This window comes from Flavobacterium sp. J372, from assembly GCF_024699965.1.
In the GTDB taxonomy this organism is placed as follows: domain Bacteria; phylum Bacteroidota; class Bacteroidia; order Flavobacteriales; family Flavobacteriaceae; genus Flavobacterium.
In genome coordinates, this window is sequence record NZ_JAJOMZ010000004.1 from 2029516 (window position 1) to 2049556 (window position 20041).

15 protein-coding genes and 2 pseudogenes are annotated in these 20041 nt (G+C 41.4%); 6 read left to right on the top strand and 11 right to left on the bottom strand.

Annotated elements, in window-relative coordinates:
- Window positions 1-90 precede the first annotated feature (90 nt).
- Together LRS05_RS10050 and LRS05_RS10055 are read left to right on the top strand one after the other, a co-directional pair.
- Window positions 91-747: an HAD family phosphatase gene (locus tag LRS05_RS10050; RefSeq protein WP_257868208.1), complete on the top strand. Its 657-nt coding sequence runs from the start codon at window positions 91-93 to the stop codon at window positions 745-747.
- Complete coding sequence (locus LRS05_RS10055; protein WP_257868209.1) at window positions 744-1406, top strand: HAD family phosphatase; 663 nt, start codon at window positions 744-746, stop codon at window positions 1404-1406. The genes LRS05_RS10050 and LRS05_RS10055 overlap by 4 nt, the downstream gene beginning before the upstream one ends.
- Here LRS05_RS10055 and LRS05_RS10060 read toward each other — a convergent pair.
- Both LRS05_RS10060 and LRS05_RS10065 read right to left on the bottom strand, forming a co-directional pair.
- A complete protein-coding gene (locus tag LRS05_RS10060; protein WP_257868210.1) occupies window positions 1403-2686 on the bottom strand; it encodes a deoxyribodipyrimidine photo-lyase in 1284 nt (427 codons plus the stop codon). The two genes, LRS05_RS10055 and LRS05_RS10060, sit on opposite strands and share 4 nt — an antisense overlap.
- Window positions 2687-2688: 2 nt before the next feature.
- Window positions 2689-3153 carry an SRPBCC family protein gene (locus LRS05_RS10065; RefSeq protein WP_257868211.1) on the bottom strand — a complete coding sequence of 155 codons (465 nt, stop codon included), beginning with the start codon at window positions 3151-3153 and terminating at the stop codon, window positions 2689-2691.
- Between the two features lie 140 nt (window positions 3154-3293).
- Between LRS05_RS10065 and LRS05_RS10070 the strand changes: the two genes are divergently transcribed.
- Complete coding sequence (locus LRS05_RS10070) at window positions 3294-4145, top strand: DUF2911 domain-containing protein (RefSeq protein ID WP_257868212.1); 852 nt, start codon at window positions 3294-3296, stop codon at window positions 4143-4145.
- Between the two features lie 57 nt (window positions 4146-4202).
- Here the strand turns inward: LRS05_RS10070 and LRS05_RS10075 are convergent.
- The 8 genes and pseudogenes from LRS05_RS10075 to LRS05_RS10110 all read right to left on the bottom strand — a co-directional run bounded on the left by LRS05_RS10075 (window position 4203) and on the right by LRS05_RS10110 (window position 13917).
- A pseudogene (locus LRS05_RS10075) lies at window positions 4203-5908 on the bottom strand (sodium:solute symporter).
- Window positions 5909-6053: 145 nt separating this feature from the next.
- On the bottom strand, window positions 6054-8543 hold the full coding sequence (locus tag LRS05_RS10080; RefSeq protein WP_257868213.1) for a PIG-L family deacetylase: 2490 nt from the start codon (window positions 8541-8543) through the stop codon (window positions 6054-6056).
- A 1-nt stretch (window position 8544) separates the two neighbouring features.
- Window positions 8545-9073: pseudogene (locus LRS05_RS10085) on the bottom strand (mechanosensitive ion channel domain-containing protein).
- Window positions 9074-9080: 7 nt separating this feature from the next.
- A complete protein-coding gene (locus LRS05_RS10090) occupies window positions 9081-9665 on the bottom strand; it encodes a Maf-like protein (RefSeq protein ID WP_257868214.1) in 585 nt (194 codons plus the stop codon).
- Complete coding sequence (locus LRS05_RS10095) at window positions 9658-10554, bottom strand: hypothetical protein (RefSeq protein WP_257868215.1); 897 nt, start codon at window positions 10552-10554, stop codon at window positions 9658-9660. The genes LRS05_RS10090 and LRS05_RS10095 overlap by 8 nt, the downstream gene beginning before the upstream one ends.
- Window positions 10555-10605: 51 nt before the next feature.
- Entirely contained in the window at window positions 10606-11133 is a 528-nt protein-coding gene (locus LRS05_RS10100) for an HAD family hydrolase (protein WP_257868216.1), read from the bottom strand.
- The gene (locus LRS05_RS10105; RefSeq protein ID WP_257868217.1) at window positions 11117-11878 is read right to left on the bottom strand and encodes a Rossmann-like and DUF2520 domain-containing protein; all 762 of its coding nucleotides are present in this window, start codon (window positions 11876-11878) and stop codon (window positions 11117-11119) included. The genes LRS05_RS10100 and LRS05_RS10105 overlap by 17 nt, the downstream gene beginning before the upstream one ends.
- 119 nt (window positions 11879-11997) lie before the next feature.
- Window positions 11998-13917: a M1 family metallopeptidase gene (locus tag LRS05_RS10110; RefSeq protein ID WP_257868218.1), complete on the bottom strand. Its 1920-nt coding sequence runs from the start codon at window positions 13915-13917 to the stop codon at window positions 11998-12000.
- Window positions 13918-14065: 148 nt separating this feature from the next.
- Between LRS05_RS10110 and ccsA the strand changes: the two genes are divergently transcribed.
- The 3 genes from ccsA to menD are packed head-to-tail and all read left to right on the top strand — an operon-like array spanning window position 14066 to window position 19527.
- Window positions 14066-17251, top strand: coding sequence for a cytochrome c biogenesis protein CcsA (gene ccsA / locus LRS05_RS10115; RefSeq protein WP_257868219.1), 3186 nt, complete (start codon window positions 14066-14068; stop codon window positions 17249-17251).
- Window positions 17252-17275: 24 nt separating this feature from the next.
- Window positions 17276-17866 carry a glutathione peroxidase gene (locus tag LRS05_RS10120; protein ID WP_257868220.1) on the top strand — a complete coding sequence of 197 codons (591 nt, stop codon included), beginning with the start codon at window positions 17276-17278 and terminating at the stop codon, window positions 17864-17866.
- Between the two features lie 5 nt (window positions 17867-17871).
- Window positions 17872-19527, top strand: a complete 1656-nt coding sequence (gene menD, locus LRS05_RS10125) for a 2-succinyl-5-enolpyruvyl-6-hydroxy-3-cyclohexene-1-carboxylic-acid synthase (protein WP_257868221.1) — start codon at window positions 17872-17874, stop codon at window positions 19525-19527.
- Here menD and LRS05_RS10130 read toward each other — a convergent pair.
- Window positions 19511-20026: a hypothetical protein gene (locus tag LRS05_RS10130; protein WP_257868222.1), complete on the bottom strand. Its 516-nt coding sequence runs from the start codon at window positions 20024-20026 to the stop codon at window positions 19511-19513. The two genes, menD and LRS05_RS10130, sit on opposite strands and share 17 nt — an antisense overlap.
- Window positions 20027-20041 lie beyond the last annotated feature (15 nt).

Sequence of the window (20041 nt, forward strand, 5' to 3'; positions counted from 1 at the left end):
GGATAAATGGTTTAATCCCGACATTAATTTTAACTGCAAGTTAATAAGCTATACTTCATCATTTGTCTGTAGAATCGTACCTTTACAGCCATGATTAAAACAGTTATTTTTGATATGGATGGGGTTATTGTTGATACCGAACCCGTTCATTACTACGCTTACCGACAGCACTTTATTGATTTAGGTATTGATGTTTCTGATGAGATGTATGCTACCTTTACCGGTAACTCTACTAAAAATGTTTATGAACGGATTAAGCATGCATACGGCCTTGATCATGACGTTGAACATCTTGTAAACAGAAAGCGGGAAATTTTCAACAATGCGTTTGACGAAAAGGAAGACCTCGCAACGCTTGAGGGTGTGTTTGAACTTATTAAAAACCTGCACAACAACGGTATGCAGCTTATATTGGCATCATCATCTGCAAAGGTTACTATTGAGCGCGTATTTGGACGGTTTGCACTGCATAAATACTTTACGCACATCGTGAGCGGGGAGGACTTCCCGAAATCTAAGCCACACCCGGCCATCTTTAACAAGGCCGCAGAACTTTCAGGGCATGATAAATCAGAATGTATTGTAATTGAGGATAGCACCAACGGGATTGAGGCTGCAAAAGCTGCCGGCATCTATTGTGTCGGCTATAAAAGCTTCCATTCAAAACTTCAGGATTTAAGCAAAGCTGATATGGTTATTGAAAGGTTTGATGAGCTTGATTACGAACGCATAAAAAATCTGCCATGATAAGATGCGTAATTTTTGACATGGATGGCGTAGTGGTTAATACCGAACCGCTTAGCCACGCTGCAGGAAGGGAATTATATAAGTATCTGGGCATCAATGTTCCTGATGAAGTTTATAGCAGCTTTGTTGGCAATTCAGACAAGATGATTGTGGCTAAGCTTAAAGATTTATATGATATCAAGCTTACACATGAAGAACTGCTCGAAGAAAAATACAAGTACTTTTTTTCTGCTTTTGACAATGCGACAGACCTCGACCTGATGCCGGGTGTCAGGATTTTAATTCAGGAATTGCACAGTAAAGGTATAAAATTAATATTAGCCTCATCGTCGTCAAAAAGAAAAATTGAAGCGGTGTTTTCACGATTTGGATTGCATGAATTTTTTGATGCGAAAGTGAGCGGAGAAGACTTTGAAGAGTCTAAGCCTAACCCTGCCATCTTTAATGAAGCTGTACGGATGTCCGGATTTTCAAAAGAGGAATGTCTTGTTATCGAAGACAGTACTAACGGTATTAAAGCCGCCAAAGCCGCGGGATTGTACTGTATAGCCTACGAAAGCGGATATGGACTGCCACAGGATACCTCTGAAGCTGATAAAGTAATCACTGATTTTGCTGAACTGGATTACAACACAATTGTGACGTTTGGAATGGCCTAAGCAACAGCTGCTTTGTACGCTTTTAAAGTGCGTTCACGGGCTTCTTTGTGGTCAATAATAGGCTGGTAATCAATCTCCTGAAATTCAGGTACCCATTTTTTGATGTATTCAAGGTCTTTATCAAACTTCTTTACCTGTTCCATAGGGTTAAATATCCGGAAATAAGGTGCTGCATCAACACCGCTTCCTGCTGCCCACTGCCAGTTGCCTACATTGCTTGACTGCTCATAATCAAGAAGTTTCTCGGCGAAATAGGCCTCACCAAGCCGCCAGTCCATGAGCAGGTGCTTGCATAAAAAGCTTGATACTACAAGCCTCACACGGTTATGCATATAACCTGTGGCATTCATTTGGCGCATACCTGCATCAACCATTGCATAACCGGTTTTACCTTCACACCAGGCCTTAAATTCCTTTTGGCTGTTGCGCCACTGTATATTATCATATTGCGGACGAAAAGCTTTGGTAACGGTTTCAGGAAAATGCCACAATATCTGCATGAAAAACTCACGCCAAATCAACTCCTTCAGGAATGTGTTATTACCTGATTTAGCTGCTGTTTTTACAATCTTCCGTATACTTACAGCACCAAAGCGCAGGTAAGGGCTTAATCGCGAGGTACCTTCAATAGCCGGGAAGTTACGTGTTTCGGCATAATCGTTTATCAGCCCTGACGAAATATCATATGGCTCAGGTTTAATTTCAGAGGCTGTAAAGCCAATATCTTTCAGGGACAGAAAAGGGTAGGAGTGTTTTGCGAATTTTTTAAAATCAGAAGGCTTATTGTGGATTTTTATTTCGGTTTTGCCAAATTCAGAAAGCCATTTTTTTGAGTAGGGTGTATATACAACATAAGGCTCGCCATCGTCTTTAGTGATTTCGCTTTTCTCAAAAATAACCTGGTCTTTAAAAGTATGGAAATCAATGTCCTTAGCTTTAAGTATTTCACCAATTTCTTTATCACGATTGCGTGCGTATGGCTCGTAATCATGATTGGTGTAAACAGCTTTTACATCGTGTTCTTTACTAAGCTTTTTGAAGATGCTTTCAGGTGTTCCTTTAAATATCGCAAGCGACCGGCCATGTTCTTTCAGCTCAGAATTAATAGTGCTTAACAGTTCATGTATGAACGTTATACGCGCATCATCTTTAGGAAGGTCGTCAATTATATTTGTGTCGAAAATGAAGATGGGCAGCACTTCTTCACCCGTGGCTAATGCTGCGTGAAGTCCCGTATTATCTTCAAGGCGTAAATCTCTCCTGAACCAGAATATATTCATGCTTATCCTTTAAATTCACCAAATAGCTCTACCAGCTTTTTATGACGGTAATCAAATATTTCTTTTAGTCTCGGCTTCACAAGAAACGGATGCACCAGCCTGCCTAAAAAGCCCATTGGCACTTTGTAATGAACGATATCTTCCATCTCGACACCTCCGGGTATCTCTTTTAAAAAGTGCTTGTGATGCCAGAAAGCATAAGGGCCATAGCGCTGCTCATCTACAAAAAAAGCTTTTTCCTGTACATGGGTAATCTCTGTCACCCAACTCATTTTCAGTCCGAATAGCGGCGTGATGGTGTATTCAATCACCTGGCCTGCAAACATCTTACGGTCATCTCCTGAAATTGTCTTAAAACCCATGCTGTCGGGTGTTATTACAGCCAGATTCTTGGGGTCGGCAATGAAATCCCATGCATCCTGCAATGAAATCGGCAGGTTTTGTTTTGTGTGTATAGAATAGAGCATGAAGGAAAATTATTACGTGAAATTACAGAATATTGCCTGTATTAAGGGCTGCGAACTCATATTTTTATCAAAGATTAACTTTTGTAAAACCTTAATGTGTAATTTTGTTGTGGTCATTAATTAAATCAAACAAATAAACTATGAAAAAACTTATTGTTTCTGTGGCACTATTGCTGGCTATGGCGGCTACAGCGCAGATACGCACACCACAGGCGAGCCCAACAGCCGTGGTTGAACAAACTGTTGGCCTTACCGAGGTTAAGGTAGAATATTCAAGGCCAAGCGCCAAAGGCAGGGCCGTTTACGGAGAATTGGTTCCGTTTGGAAGGATGTGGAGAACCGGCGCTAACAACAACACAATGATAACTTTCAGCCAGGATGTTGTTATTGCGGGCAAAACGCTTCCGAAAGGCAAATACGCACTTTTCACGCAGCCAAAAGCTGACAGCTGGGATATTATATTTTATGCTGATACCAACAACTGGGGCCTGCCTGAAAAATATGATGACAAGAAAGAGGTGTTGAGGACATCGGTAAAACCTGAGTTCCTGAGCAGGCCGGTAGAGACATTTACAATCGGTATCAATAATCTTGACATTGACTACGGGCATATTGAAATTGCATGGGAAAAGACGATGGTTGCCCTCAAGTTTGAAGTGCCGACCAGAAAAATGGCGCTGGCAAGCATTGATGCTGTAATGGCAGGCCCGACTGTAAATGACTATTTTGCTGCAGCGCAATATTACTACCAAAGCAACGGCGATCAGGCAAAAGCATTGGCGTGGATGAACTCTGCAATTGCTAATTTGCCTAAAGGGCAGGAGGTTCCGTTCTACTTCCTTCGCCAGAAATCTTTGATACAGGCAAAAATGGGTGATAAGAAAGGCGCTATTGAAACGGCTAAGCTTTCACTTGCAGCTTCAGAAAAAGCGAACAATGCTGACTATGTGAAGATGAACAAAGACTCTATAAACGAGTGGAGCAAGAAATAATTCTTTACAGATAATAAACTGAAACTCCCGCATTGCGGGAGTTTTTTTATTTGTAAGTTATGCCGATTCTATTTCTTCAGCAACACCCTTTTGCGGTAATATGGCTTGTAGTATTGAGGACAGTACAATTGTTAGTATTGCACCAATAAAGTTAAGCCACAAAAAGCTGACAACATCAATAGCATAGATATAAAAGATAACACACTGGGTAATTGCAGCTCCCCAAAAAATAGCCTGTGCTTTTACGTACTTCACATAAAAGGCCACCAGGAATATGCCCAAAACCGTTCCGTAAAAAATTGAGCCGATGATATTCACAAGCTGGATAAGGTTCTCAAATAGCGTCCCTACGCATGCAAACAAAATCGCAATTACACCCCACATTAGGGTAAACATTTGTGATGCATTTACAAAATGCTGTTCTGATTTTTCTTTTGACACGTTTCTTTTATAGATGTCAATTGCTGTGGTTGATGCCAGCGCATTTAACCCCGATGCCGATGATGACATGGCAGCTGAAATAATAACTGCCAGCAAAAGCCCAATCAATCCTTTTGGTAGGAAGTTGAGTATGAAGTAGAGGAAAACGTAGTCTTTGTCATTCGTTTCCGCTTTTTTATCAACTTTTTGAATAAGGTCCTTAGCCTGGTTACGCAGGTCTTTTTCGCGGGTGTTCAGCGAAATCATCCGGTTGTGGAGTTCCTTATTGTCAAAATCCTGACTAAGCTGGTCAACATAAAGCATGCTGATTTCTTTTTTTCTGTTGCAACCTGTTCAAGGTCAGCTTCCAGCGCCATATAATCAGCCTTGAATTGAGATTTATCTACAGCAGCCTTATTGTTGGGGTTGAAATGCAGCGGGGCGGAGTGAAACTGGAAGAAAACAAACACCATTACGCCAATCAACAGTATAAAGAATTGCATAGGAACCTTAAGCAATCCGTTCATTATAAGTCCCATCTGGCTTTCGCGGATAGATTTACCGGATAGATAACGCTGTACCTGGCTCTGGTCTGTCCCGAAATATGACAGCATCAGGAAGAAGCCGCCGGCTATACCACTCCATATTGTGTAGCGCTCTTCCGGATCAAACGAAAAATCAACGATATTCATTTTATCGTTAGCTCCGGCAATATGTAATACGTTATTGAAGCTCAGCCCTTCGGGCATGTAATCGAGAATGATAAAGAATGTCAGTATAAGCCCTGTGAGTATTACAAACATCTGCTGTTTGTGGGTGACATTCACGGCTTTTGTTCCACCCGTAAAAGTGTAAATTATTACCAGGACACCTATAATAACGTTCATCAGCGTAAGGTTCCAGCCAAGCAGGGACGACATAATAATGGCCGGTGCGTAAATGGTAAGGCCTGTGCCTAGACCTCTCTGTATAAGGAAAAGCACCGCGGCGAGTGAACGTGTTTTTACGTCAAATCGCTGCTCAAGGAATTCGTAGGCGGTATATACCTTCAGCCTGTGATAGATAGGAATGAAGGTGAGACAAATAACAACCATGGCAATAGGGAGCCCGAAATAGAATTGTACAAAACCCATACCGTCATGATAAGCTTGCCCGGGGGTTGAAAGGAAGGTAATGGCACTGGCCTGTGTGGCCATAACCGAAAGGCCCACTGTCCACCATGGGGTTTCGTTATTGCCGAGAATGTATTCCTGTACGTTTTTGCTGCCTTTGGTCTTCAGTGCGCCATAGATCACTATGAACAGCAGCGTACCGCAGAGTATGAGCCAGTCAACTAACTGCATGCTACGAATATATTTGCATTAAAAAATAAAACACAAGGATATAGAGGATATTCAGCAGTAATACCAGCGAATAGCTTTTTTTCCATGATCCGGATTTATCTTTCATAATCTTTTTAAAAAATCTGACGGCAATCGCGCCGTTTTGTTACTGTTTGCCTAAAGCAATCATATTGGCCATAAGCCTGTAGGCGCCCGTAACGCCTTCAGGCAGTTCACGGAAAAAGCTCAGGCCGGTATAAATATAGTAACCTTTACCATACTTCGCTATAAGCAGTGCACCTTTTTTGGGGCTCTCCCCTTTATCAGCAGATGAAAGTATCGGCGTAAACTCAGGCGCCCATTCATCAGGGTAGTATAATCCCTGTTCCTGAACCCAGCCTTTAAAGTCATTATGTGTTATCTTGTTAGGATAGTTCAGCACTGGGTGATTAGGCGCGAGAAAAGTCACTTTTGCATTTTCTTCAGTTACCCTGTCTCGTGAAATACGCAGTTGGTAGGGCGCGATATCGCGTGTTACAAGATCGCCTGTAGTGTTATATTGGACAATCATATTACCGCCATTGGCAACATAATCAAACAATACCTGCTGCTTGTACACAATATTATCAAGTGTATTATAGGCACGGATGCCTAAAATTACGGCATCAAAACCTTTTAGCGTTTCCGCAGATAGTGCGTCAACGGTAAGCATCGATACTTCATAACCCATCTGCTTCAGGCTTTCAGGTACGGCATCGCCTGCGCCCGCAATGTAAGCAATCTTATGTCCGCGTATTGCAAGGTCGGCTTTTGTAAATTTAGCTGTTGATGGCAGCAAAACCTGCTGGCCTGCAATGTGCGGATAATTTATAGTTACTTGTTCACGGTCATATTGCTTACCGTTAATGGTAGCAACAACTTTTGCTTCAGCCTCCATTGGTGTGGCGGGAGGTGTCACATCAAACGTAACAATCATACCACTTCCGGCTTTTTTCAAAGAAAATGGGGCAGAGGCGGGGTTCACTTTCCATCCGGCAGGCAGTTCAAGTTTTACAGTGCCTTCACAATTATCTTTACCTGTTTTTACAGAAACTTCAATCTTTTGGCTGCCATTGTCTTTAAACAGGTTTACTTTTGTATTTACTTTAGTAGTAACCGGCGGAACAACATCAAGCGGCTGGTACACCTCACCCTGAACGGGATCATTGAATTTATGTACTGCTGTTCGCTCAAATGGAATCTGTACGCCATTCACTTCAACCAAAAATGTAAACGCCAGTTCCCTGATAATGTCCGGTTGGCCTATCTTCTGTAGATCATCCACGCGGTACATGCCTGATGTGCCTTTCTCTGCCAGCCAATATGGTGACGTGTATGGTAGATTTGCAGGGATGATAATGTCAAGAGCGGCTTCATTGTCAACATTATCCTGAAGGGCTATATTTTGTTGTATTGTCTTCTGTTCCGGGAGTATGGTGATAGACTTCAGTGTCATTGGAACGCCGCAACGGCTTATTGCTTCCCATCTGAATTTTGCCGTGCTTCCGGGTGTTACCGAACGGCTGTCGCACACGGCTTCCAGGTAAAGCCCCGCGCACGCGGCTATGATTTCTTTAACTTCTTTTTGCTTGATGGCTTTCCAATGACTGTCTTCAATTTGCCCGATTAGCTTATAAATTTCTACAAGTGCAGGGATAGATGCCGATGGGTTTTTGAAGTCGTATTTACTAATAACAGCATCAACGGCTTTACCTATAGCTGATCCATTTTTTAAGCGGTTCCAGCTTGTGTCTATGCCTTCAAAAAGGTTTTGCTTATCTACAAGGTTATCACCTTTTGTAAGTTCCAGGTATTCCATATCATCACCACGCGCCCCGGTTGCGCCAAATCCCTGAGACTTATGCCTGCTGCGGCTGAGGGCTGCAATCTCCTGGTTTGATTTGCCCAGCAACGGGTAGTAAGTGCCGGTATGCAGGTTGATATATTTTGATTTATCGGCTTTATCAAACTTATCCTTTCCGCCAAAGAACCACCATGATACATTAAAAAGCACGCGTTTCGGTTGCCATGGTTTTACAAACTTAAGCTGCCCCGGTTCATATTTTGGGTCAAGCGCAAGGTTGAAAGCATCCATAGTAAGCATTGCTGATGATGTGTGGTGTCCGTGTGTTGTACCGGGGCTGCGGTGGTCAAAACGGTTGATGATAACATCCGGCCTGAACTTTCGTATTACCCAAACCATATCGTGCAGAACCTGTTCTTTATCCCATATCTCAAGCGTTTCATTCGGGACCTTGCTGTAACCGAAGTCGTTAGCACGGCTGAAAAACTGTTCCCCGCCGTCAATCTTGCGTGCTTCAATAAGTTCTTGTGTGCGGATAACCCCTAACAGTTCACGAAGCTCCGGGCCGATAAGGTTTTGTCCGCCATCACCACGAGTAAGTGATAAATAGCCTGTGCGGGCTTTTTTATCGTTGGCAAGCCAGGAAATAAGGCGGGTATTTTCATCATCAGGATGTGCCGCAATATAAAGCGCCGACCCGAGGAAGTTAAGCTTTTGTAATTTGTTGTATATCTCTGCTGATGATGGCTTTTCCGGCTGTGCATACCCAATCGCAAAGCACAACAGCAGCAGGGCTGAAATGTAATTTTTCATCTTAATCGTAAAATTCTTTTTCTTCCTGTTTTACTGGCACAATGGTTACGCCTTTCTGCAAAAGCAGGCTGTTAGGGTAAGTTATGAGTTCTCCCTGACGTGTTCGCAATAATGTATGAAACGCCTTTATATCTTCAATCTGGGCTTCAATAGGGAAGTCCTTATCATGAACTTTGATAACGTCTCCGATGCGAAACGGGAAGCTGAAAAATAAAACCATCCCGGAGGTGATGTTGCTGAGGATAGACCATTGCGCAAAAAATGCTACACCTATAACTGCGAGCGTACTGGTAAGGAAACCAAATAAATCGTCTGATTTAATTCCCCATATCGCGAATATGATAATAAAGAATACAAGCATCATAAAGAAATTTATGTATTTCATTATTAGGTTAGTACGATGCTCGCTTAAATGAGATGCCTTTGCATACTTTTTTAGATAAACCTGTTACTATAGAGCCCAAGATAATAAACACCACAAGTACAATTGCGGTGGTAAAGCCCTGGGTAAAGTAGGGGTGTTCAGTCATTTTACTTTCAAATAAATTTACAAAGACGCTGGTAAACTTTATCAACCGGCAGGCCTACAACTGTAGCATAAGAACCCTCTACACGGGCAATGGCAACCAGGCCTATCCATTCCTGTATGCCGTAAGCGCCGGCTTTATCATACGGCCTGTAATTATTAAGATAATATTTTATTTCTTCGTTACTCAACTTGTTGAAAGTGACTTTAGTAGTCTCATTAAACGTTTCACTATTGCCTGCATTTTTAATGCAGACTGATGTGATAACTTCATGCGTTTTACCTGAAAGAGACTGCAGCATGGCAAAGGCATCATCATGGTCTGCCGGTTTGCCCAGTGCCTTACCTTCATGCCATACAATAGTATCGCTAGTAATCAGGATTTCGTCATCGCTAAGTGAGTCTGTCATCGCTTTTGCCTTAAGTTCTGCAAGAAAATCTGTTATTTCACTGCCCTGTAATTCGGGCGGATAGATTTCTTCCACATCCTTCAGGCGTATCTCAAAATCAACATCCAGCTCCCGCAGGTACTGTTGCCGACGGGGCGAACCCGATGCCAGTATTATTTTATAGCCTTTAAGTTTTTCCCTAAGCATAGTTCTGGATGTTATACGTTAGTACCATAATTGAAATTGCCGTAAGGGCCATTACCAGCTTTACCACAGTAGCCAGCAGGCTTAAATCTTTTTGTGTCTTTGCACCAAGAACTTTGATTGCGAAGAAAATAAGCGGGCCAACTATAAACACAAGCGTATAAATAAGCATGTAAGTTAGTGAAACGAGATAGGCATTGATATATATTAGTATAGCAGCGATGGTAACAACAGAAAAGCCAAAAACTACTTTTGCAGCGCGGTCACGGCCAATGGCTATTGGTAATGTTGTCTTATTGTTATTGTAGTCGGTATCCATGTTCTGCATGTCTTTTGTCATGGTATATAGCATTGTTAGCAGGAAGCCAATTGCAGCATAACAAGCCAGGAGCAGAAAGCTGTCGGCATAAAAAGCTTTAATCTCTATAATCTGAAGGAAAGGGTAGAAGTTGAACACAGCTATAGACATTATCGCCGCCGAAACACATAGGGATATTAGGGTATTGCCCACAAGTATTGTCTGCCTGAAATTTGTTGCCGAGATGAAAAGCATACATGCCGTCAGTACAAAAACCGCTACAAAACTACCGCGCCCTATAATGTCTGCAAGATAGTAGCCAATACCTACAGCAATAAGGTTAAGCGCACCATAAATATTATAGCCTTTGCCTTCGGAAATGGTATTGCCGTTTTTGCCGGGGCCTGAGATAGCATCCATTAATGCGCCGCCTGCACCTATAAGCACAAAGGCCATGATAAGTAGCAAGTATTGCCAGTGGTTAAGCGCCAGGAGTAATGCCGGCTGCTGTTCAAGATACCCATACCTGAAGACCAGCATGGCAAAAACAAAAAGCATTAGGTGTAAAGGCTTAAATAATTTTATAATGTTCATTTTATAGTTGATTCTATTTGTTATTTGAGATTTTTGAGATTTGAAATTTTCCTAGTCGTATCTCGCATTAAAATGTTCCATCCATTTTCCCTGCACTTTCATAACCTGCTCAATAACATCACGCACACAGCCCGTACCGCCATTTTTGTGTGATATATATTTACTTATTTCTTTAATTTCCGGGGCAGAATCCTGCGGGCATGTAGGCAGGCCAACAAGCTGCATTACATGGTAATCCGGGATGTCATCGCCCATATATAACACCTGCTCCGGCTTTATATTGTATATGTCGATGAACTCATCAAAAGTCTCTACTTTATTAGGTACTCCCAGGTAAATATCCGTAATACCAAGGTTGCGCAGGCGTATGCGCACACCTTCATTTAACCCGCCGGAGATTATACAAACCGTGTAGCCGTTTTCTACAGCCGCTTTCATTGCGTAGCCATCCCTAATGTTCATATTACGGAGCATCTCACCGGTAGGGGTAACATGTATAGTACCATCGGTAAGCACACCATCCACATCAAATATAAATGTGGTAATGTCGTTCATAAGTTCCTTATAGCTTTTCGGCATGGGCTTGTATAGATTGTGTAAGTGTTTTGTAAATGTTTCTTTGGTTATCATTTGTAAGCATCTCCAGATGGGCCTCAATAGTTTTACTGTCGTGACGGATAGCCGGGCCCGTTTGGGCTTTTAACGGAGATAGTTCTTTAACCTTAGCGGCAGTTTCTGTAATCAGTGGCTTTAGTATATCAAACGGCATCTTGTGTTCTGTGCAGATTTCATTTGCCAAAGCGTACATGTGATTGGTAAAGTTTGAGGCAAATACTGCCGCTACATGTAAGGCTTTTCTTTGATTTGATGTGATATTAAAAATATTGCCTGAAATACTGTTTGCCAATGTTGCAAGCAGTTCATAATCTTCGGCTGATTCGCTTTCTAGGCAAATAGGAATGTTATTAAAGTCAACTTCCTTATTTTTTGAAAATGTCTGGAGCGGATAAAAAACTCCGCGCCTGTTGTTTGAATCCAGTGCATCAATTGAAACGCTTCCTGATGTATGAACCACCAGCCTGTTTTTAAAGGGCAGTTGTGCTGATACTTTCGTAATTGCATTATCTGTTACCGCAATGATGTAAATATCAGCTTCTTTCAATCCGGAAAGGTCAGTGGTAATCAATTGCTGTGGAAACAAATGTAACAAGCTTTCAGCACTTCGCGCATAAACCTGAACGATGCTCACACCACCAGCCTTAGAGAAAGCTTTTATAAAGTGCTGCGCTACATTGCCCGAACCTATCACTGTAACCTTTAACATGTGGCTAAATTAAAGAAAATGTAGCAGTGTTGCAATTTACCAATACCTGTAATGTATCAATGTAGCAATTTATCAGCATCAATAAATCGCTACATTGAAAAATTAAAAGAATTGCTATATTATTTGCGTTCCCACTTATTGTCTGAATCATCAACATCAGGCAGGATACGTGCGGGGTCAATGTCAATTAGCCGTACTTTTTTAGCAGATTGCAGTTCGTGTTTCCATTTATTGCCTTTGTACCAGACTTCTACAGGGAGTGTCTTTGTTTCCTCACTGCCATCGGTATAAACAACTTTAAACGTTATCGGCATCGGGATTCCTTTATTTACAAATGTGATGGTAGTCGATTTATTGTTATCTACAACCTCTGTAACTCCTAAGTCAATATTATCGTTGTTGGTAAACCAGCCTTTCCACATCCAGTTCAGGTTTTCACCGGCTCCATTTTCCATTGCTGCAAAGAAATCGCTTGGCTGCGGATGCTTAAATGCCCAGTTTTTTATGTAAGCTTTAAAAGCATTGTCAAAACGTTCAGGGCCAAGTATGTATTCCCTTAGCATCATTAACCCGAAAGCAGGCTTATAATAAGCGGTATATGCCAGGTTCATAGATTTTACAACATCAGGGTATGTTGCAATGCTCTCCCTGTTTTTCCATTTAAACCAATGCACATGATTTTTAGACTTCATCATGTCATTCTTATATTCGCCATTGTTGAACTCGTTTGTGCTGTAGTAGTTTATAAAAGTATTGAGCCCTTCATCCATCCAGGGGTAGCGGCGCTCGTTTGTGCCTACAATCATCGGAAACCAGTTATGGCCGAACTCGTGGTCAGTTACATCCCAAAGGTCTCCGCCTGCACTGCGTGCGCTGCAGAAAGACATCCCCGGGTACTCCATACCGCCTGCATTTGATGCCACGTTAATAGCTGTTGTCCACGGATATTCAAACCAAGTTTTAGAATAATGCTCAATAGAAGCTTTAGTATATTCTGTAGAGCGGCCCCAGGCATCATTGCCTGCAATTTCAGCCGGGTATACACTTTGGGCTATACACTTTTTATCTTTTGAAAGATTAATACGTGCGGCATCCCAAACAAAAGCTTTACTGGCCGCGAAAGCAACATCACGTGTGTTCTTCATCCTGAACTGCCAGGTTACCTTACCACTTTGCACGGGGCGTGTTACAGCAGCATTAGCAGCCTCATTAGGTGAAATTATATATACAGATTTATCACTCTTTTTAGCCTGCTCAAAACGTTCTCTTTGCGTTTTGGTCAGTACATCTTTAGGATTTATCAGCTCTCCCGAGCCCACGATAATATAATCATACGGTACTGTTATCTTATAGTCGAAATCACCGTATTCCGAATAAAATTCGCCTGCACCAAGATATGGTTCAACATTCCATCCGTTTACATCATCATATACAGCTGCCTTGGGGTACCATTGTGCTATAGAGTATATAGTACCCTTATCGGTTTTCAATTGGCCCATACGGTCAACGCCACGCTCAGGAATCTTAAATTCAAAATTCATGCTTACCCTTGCGCGCCCGCCATTTGCTTTAAGTGGTTCGTTGAAAAACACCTGCATGCGCGTATCATTTATAAGATATTTGGTTGATGGCTCACCCTTAGTCTTAGCAATAAGATTACTGATTTTAAACCCTCCGCCACTGTCGCCAGAAAAGCGCTCGCCTGCACCGGGTGTTGTAAGCGTACCGCGTGAATTCTCCATAAAGCGGTTCTGCTCCAGGTGCATCCAGATGTATTTTAATTCCTGCGGGCTGTTATTGTAATAGGTTAGGGTAATAGTGCCGCGTAATGTTTCTGTTGCATCGTCAAGCTCTGCTTCAATAGTATAACTTGCTTCATTTTGCCAGTATTTTGGCCCCGGCACACCCGATGCCGCACGATATTCATTACCGCGGCGGTACATAACATCATCAAACAAATGCTGGTTGTTGGGTGCTGCTTCCTGAGCAAGTACAGAAAAGCCGCATAACGATAACAGTATAAATGCCTTTAATCTCATTGATAGTAGTTTTGGGTTAGCAATGTTTTAAGCTAACGTCAAATATAGCACGTTCCGCATAAACCCTGCAATTATTTTTATCGTATAAATTCCTGTTTTAAAACTGAAGTTTTAAGTACTTTTGCACCACAATATTTCCTTCCTTCAAATGAAAAAAGTTATTTCATTCCTTTCCTCAACCCGATTAATGGCTGTTTTATTTTTAGTGTTTGCGCTGGCTATGGGTATCGGGACTTTTATAGAAGATGCTTACAATACAGATACTGCACGTATATTTATTTACAATGCCTGGTGGTTTGAGGCTATAATGGTGCTTTTTGTGTTTAACTTTTTTGGCAACATGAAGCGTTACCAGCTGCATAAAAAAGAAAAATGGGCAACACTTTTGCTGCACGTTTCCTTCATTCTCATAATGATTGGGGCCGCGGTAACACGATACATAAGTTTTGAAGGTATGATGCCGATACGTGAGGGTGCTACTGAAAGCCGTTTTTATAGCGATAAAACATATTTAAGCGTTTTTGTTGATGGAGAGTATCAGGGTGAAATGCGCCGCAAGACCTATGAAAAGGCTATGCTGCTGTCGCCTGTGGCTAATAACAACTTTTCAATTGACAATAAATTTGGTGATACAGATTTTTCGATTGAGTATAAAGATTTTATTCTTGGCGCCAAAGAGGTAATTAAGGAAAGTAAAACCGGAGACCGTTATATAAAACTTGTAGAAGCCGGTGACGGTGGCCGCCATGAGCATTACTTAAAGGCAGGACAGGTGCAGAGCATTCATAATGTGCTTTTTGCTTTCAATAAACTGACTTCCGGCGCTATCAATATAATTGAGAAAGACGGAAGGTATTTTATACAAAGCCCTTTTGATGGCGATTTTATGCGTATGGCCGACCAGATGAAAGGCAAAGTGGAGAGGGATACCGAGCAGCCGCTGATGTTCCGCTCGCTTTATAATATGGCAGGCACACGCTTTGTTTTTCCTGAAGCGCCTATTACCGGTAAAATTGTATATGAATCAAACAACGATTATAAAACCAAGGAAGATGCTGCGCTTGTGGTAAATGTAAAGGCAGGAAATGAGCAGCAGGAAGTTACATTGCTCGGAGGCAAGGCAAAGATGGGCGTACCGCAATCGGTTAAGGTTGGCGGATTAGAGTTTACTCTTATCTATGGCAGTAAGACTTACGAACTGCCATTTGCCATTAAGCTAAATGACTTCATAGCTGAGAAATATCCGGGTACAGAATCAAGCTATTCGTCATTTGAAAGTAAAGTTACGGTTGAAGATAAGGAGCAGAACAACACCTTTCATACCCGAATTTATATGAATAACGTACTTGATTACAGGGGCTACCGTTTCTTCCAGTCGGGTTTTGACCCGGATGAACTTGGTACCAACCTTTCTGTAAACCACGACTTTTGGGGCACATGGATAAGCTATATAGGTTACTTCTTATTGTACATAGGGCTTATGGCAATATTATTTGATAAAAATACCCGCTTTGATGACCTCAGGAAAAAACTGGATAAAGTAAAGGCTAAGAAAGCTAAGTTAGCAGCGATTGCAGTTCTATTGTTTGGATTAAGCGCTTCTGCGCAAAATCATCAGCATAATAAACCAACTGAACAGCAAATTGACTCATTGCTTAATAAATATAAAGTAGACCAGGCACATGCAGATAAATTTGGGCGCCTAATCATTCAGGATGCCGGAGGAAGGATGAAGCCGCTTAACACCTTCTCGTCTGAACTGTTGCGCAAAGTAAGTAAAAGCGATACCTATAAAGGTTTGGACTCAGACCAGGTTTTCCTGTCTATGGCAATGATGGACCAGCTTTGGTTTAGCGTACCGATTATTCATCTTAAAAGGGGTAACGATAGCCTGCGTATAGTGGCCGGCCTTGAAAAATCGGCCAAATATGCTGCACTATCTGATTTTTTTGACCAGCAGGGCAACTACAAGTTGGCCGGTATACTGGAAAAAGCCTATCGGGAAAATACCCCGACTCAGTTCCAGAAAGACTATATGGATATAGGTAAGCGTATAGACCTACTTTATTCAGCGCTTACAGGCCAAATACTTAAGATTTACCCAATACCCGGCGATGAGAATAACAAATGGCTTTCTTATCTTGAACTTACCGAAACAAAAGATTATGACCTGCAAATGGGCAGGCGCATGCTGCCGTTATATTTTATGCAGTTAGGCAAAGCTGTTGAGAGTAAAAATTATGCTGATGCTGACAAAACTCTTGAGCACCTTAAGACTTTCCAGCATAAATTTGGAAAAGAAGTTATTCCATCTGATGATAAAGTAGAGGCGGAAATACTGTACAACAAGTACGATATATTCAAAAAGCTGTTCAGCTGGTATCTATATGCCGGATTATTGATGTTCATTTTCGCTATAATCAATGTATTCAACTCAAAAAGATGGGTTAGTATTGGCGTCAATATCTTTAAATGGATAATATTATTGTTGTTTGTGCTGCATACTGCCGGCCTTATCGCTAGGTGGTACATCTCAGGCCACGCACCGTGGAGTAATGCCTATGAATCTGTAATATATGTAGCATGGGCTACAATGTTCTTCGGTATTGCTTTCGGGTTCGGATTTAAACTAAATATACCAAAAATTGGATTTGAAAAACCTAAATCTGACCTCACTCTCGCATCAACTGCTTTTGTCGCTGCAATGATATTGATGGTTGCCCATTGGAACTGGACAGATCCGGAAATTGGTAACCTGCAGCCTGTACTAAATAGCTATTGGCTAATGATTCACGTAGCTGTGATTGTGGGCAGCTACGGTCCGTTTGCACTGGGAATGATACTTGGCCTGGTAGCATTGATACTCATGCTTTTTGCCAACAGCAGAAACCGTGAACGGATGGATCTTACAATAAAGGAGCTTACATATATTAATGAAATGGCTCTTACCATTGGCCTGGTGATGCTTACTATTGGTAATTTCCTTGGTGGGCAGTGGGCTAACGAGAGCTGGGGCCGCTACTGGGGGTGGGATCCTAAAGAAACCTGGGCATTGGTAAGTATTATGGTATATGCGTTTGTTATTCATATGCGTTTTGTGCCGGCATTGCGTGGTACCTGGATATACAATTTCTTTAGTGTCCTGGCATTTGCTTCAATACTGATGACCTATTTCGGGGTGAACTTTTACCTTACGGGGCTGCATTCTTATGCAAGCGGAGAGGTTCGTACGCCGGCTTATTTCTTCTATATGGCCTTGGGAGTATTCATTCTTGGGGGCTTGGCACTGATTCAGTACAGAAAGCATTTCCGTAAGGGCAGGATTACAGCATAAACAAAATTTTAATACCTTTAATGTATGAAAAAGACAGTTGCATTATTAACAGGATTATTACTTATAGGGCTAACTGCTACAGCACAGGTAAAGTCTGCCAAAGCAAAAACCCAGACATCTAAAAGCAAAAAAATGGAAAACAATATATACCAGTTTAAGGTTACAGATCTTTACGGAAAACCTTTTGATTTTGCATCGCTTAAAGGCAAAAAGGTTATGATTGTAAACACCGCATCAGAGTGCGGGCTTACTCCGCAATACAAAGACCTGGAGGCGCTTTACAAAAAATATAAAGATAAAGGCTTTGTAATTGTTGGCTTCCCTGCAAATAATTTTATGGAGCAGGAGCCGGGTACAAATAAAGAAATTGCGGCTTTTTGCGAGCGTAACTATGGTGTGACCTTTCCAATGATGGAAAAGATTTCTGTGAAAGGAAAAGATATAGCTCCAATATACGCTTTCCTGACGCAGAAGAGCAAAAATGGTGTATCTGACAATGAGATGCTTTGGAATTTCCAGAAATTCCTGATTGACGAAAATGGCAGGCTCGTGAAATCTATAAACCCAAAGACATTGCCAACCGACCCTGAAATCGTAAACTGGATAAAAGAGTAAATTAGATGCTTTATCCTAAAATACCTTTAGCGCAAAGCATTATAGAAATTTGCCGCGCTAAAGGAATTACTGACATAGTAATATCTCCCGGGTCAAGAAATGCCCCGCTTACAATCGGTTTTGTAAATAACTCCGCTTTTAAATGTTATAGCATTGCCGATGAGCGTTGTGCAGCTTTTTTTGCGGCCGGTATGGCACAGCAGCTGAAGAAGCCTGTAGCGGTGGTTTGTACCTCGGGTTCCGCTTTGCTAAATTACTATCCTGCTGTGGCTGAGGCTTTTTATAGCCAGATTCCGCTTATTGTTATATCTGCCGACAGGCCATTAAGTAAGATTGATATAGGCGACGGGCAGACTATCCGTCAGCAAAATGTATATTCAAATCATATATTATTTAGCGCCAATTTATTAGAAGATGCATCTGTTGGGAATGATGAATTGATAAACCAGGCAATCAATACCTCTGTTTTAGAAAAAGGCCCGGTTCATATTAATGCGCCATTTGAAGAGCCTTTATATGAAACAGTTTCAGAATTATCTGTAACACTTAAAATAAATTTACTGAAGACGCAGGAAAGCACAGCTCAGGATTTAACACAATTTTCACATATTTGGAATACTGCTAAAAAGAAGCTGATATTGATAGGAGGGAATGACCCCAATGCAATTAATATTACCCTGCTAAAAAAACTGGCTGACGATCCATCTGTTGTTGTGATGACAGAAGTTACGAGCAACCTGCATTATGACACTTTTCTTAATAGCATCGACACCATAATTACGCCTTTCACTAAAGAAGATTTTATTGCATGGCAGCCTGAAGTTTTACTGACTTTTGGAGGAATGATTGTATCAAAAAGGGTAAAAGCCTGGCTGCGGACTTATCCTCCCAAACATCACTGGCATGTAGATTTGCTGCGGGCATATGATACGTTTGGCGTTTTGACGGAGCATTTTGAGATGGAGCCGGATGCCTTTCTTTCAGCATTTTTACAAGATGTAAAACCTGTAGAGAGCAGTTATCGTGAAAAAGCGCTCGCTACAAAAGCTTTACGGAAAGTAAAGCATAATGAATACCTGGCAAAAATCCCTTTCTCTGATTTTAAAGCATTTGAACTTATTTTGCCTGCCTTGCCGGATGATTCACAACTGCAGATAAGCAACAGTTCGCCAATACGTTATGCGCAGCTTTTTGACGTGAACCCAACTATTGAAGTTTTCTGCAACCGCGGCACCAGTGGTATTGACGGCAGCACATCTACAGCAATAGGGGCGGCTTTAGCAAGTGGAAAACAAACGACGTTGATTACAGGCGACATCAGTTTTTTGTATGACAGCAACGCTCTGTGGAACAACTATATCCCGAAAGACTTCAGGATAATTATAATAAACAATGCCGGCGGTGGTATATTCAGGATATTGCCGGGGCATGACGAGACGCCTGTATTCAATACCTTCTTTGAAACTATGCATAACTATACTGCAGAACATTTATCTAAAATGTTTGGCTTTGAATATGTGCCAGTAAATGATGAGGCAGGATTGAAAAATGCGCTGCCAGGATTTTTTGCAAGCTCAGCTAAGCCTAAAATACTGGAAGTGTTTACCCCAATGCGTGAAAACGATAAGATCTTATTGCAGTATTTTAAGGAGCTGGTTTAGAGGCAAGCTTGTCAAGATAAAGTAGGCGGATAGCCTCAAAATAATCTGTAGAGAATGTTATACACCTTATTTGATCTATCGCAAATTCGTAATCAAATGCCTCTTCAACATTTCCTTTTGAGTCAATAAAGTCGATGATTAATTTATTTCCAATGATTTTATTAATTTTTCCATAAGATAATGCTTCATTATCTTCATCTTGAAATTCGAATAGGCCAAATTTTTGTTCTGACCATTTTAGAAATCCAATTGTATCTGTGAACTCAATCTCATCGGGAATTTGAGGTTTAACGCCTTTCAGTGTAAAAACTTTTTCCAATAGTCTTTCCTCTCCTCCGTTGATACGATTGGATATGAATGACTTTTTATATACGGTAAAGCCATCAAGTGTATAGTCAACAGGTATATTCTTAACTAACAGCCATTCCTCATTTTCCGCAAGAATAAGCCCTGTGCGTTGTTCTTCCCATCCGTCAATATTAAATGATTCTACATTCATAATTTCAAATTTATA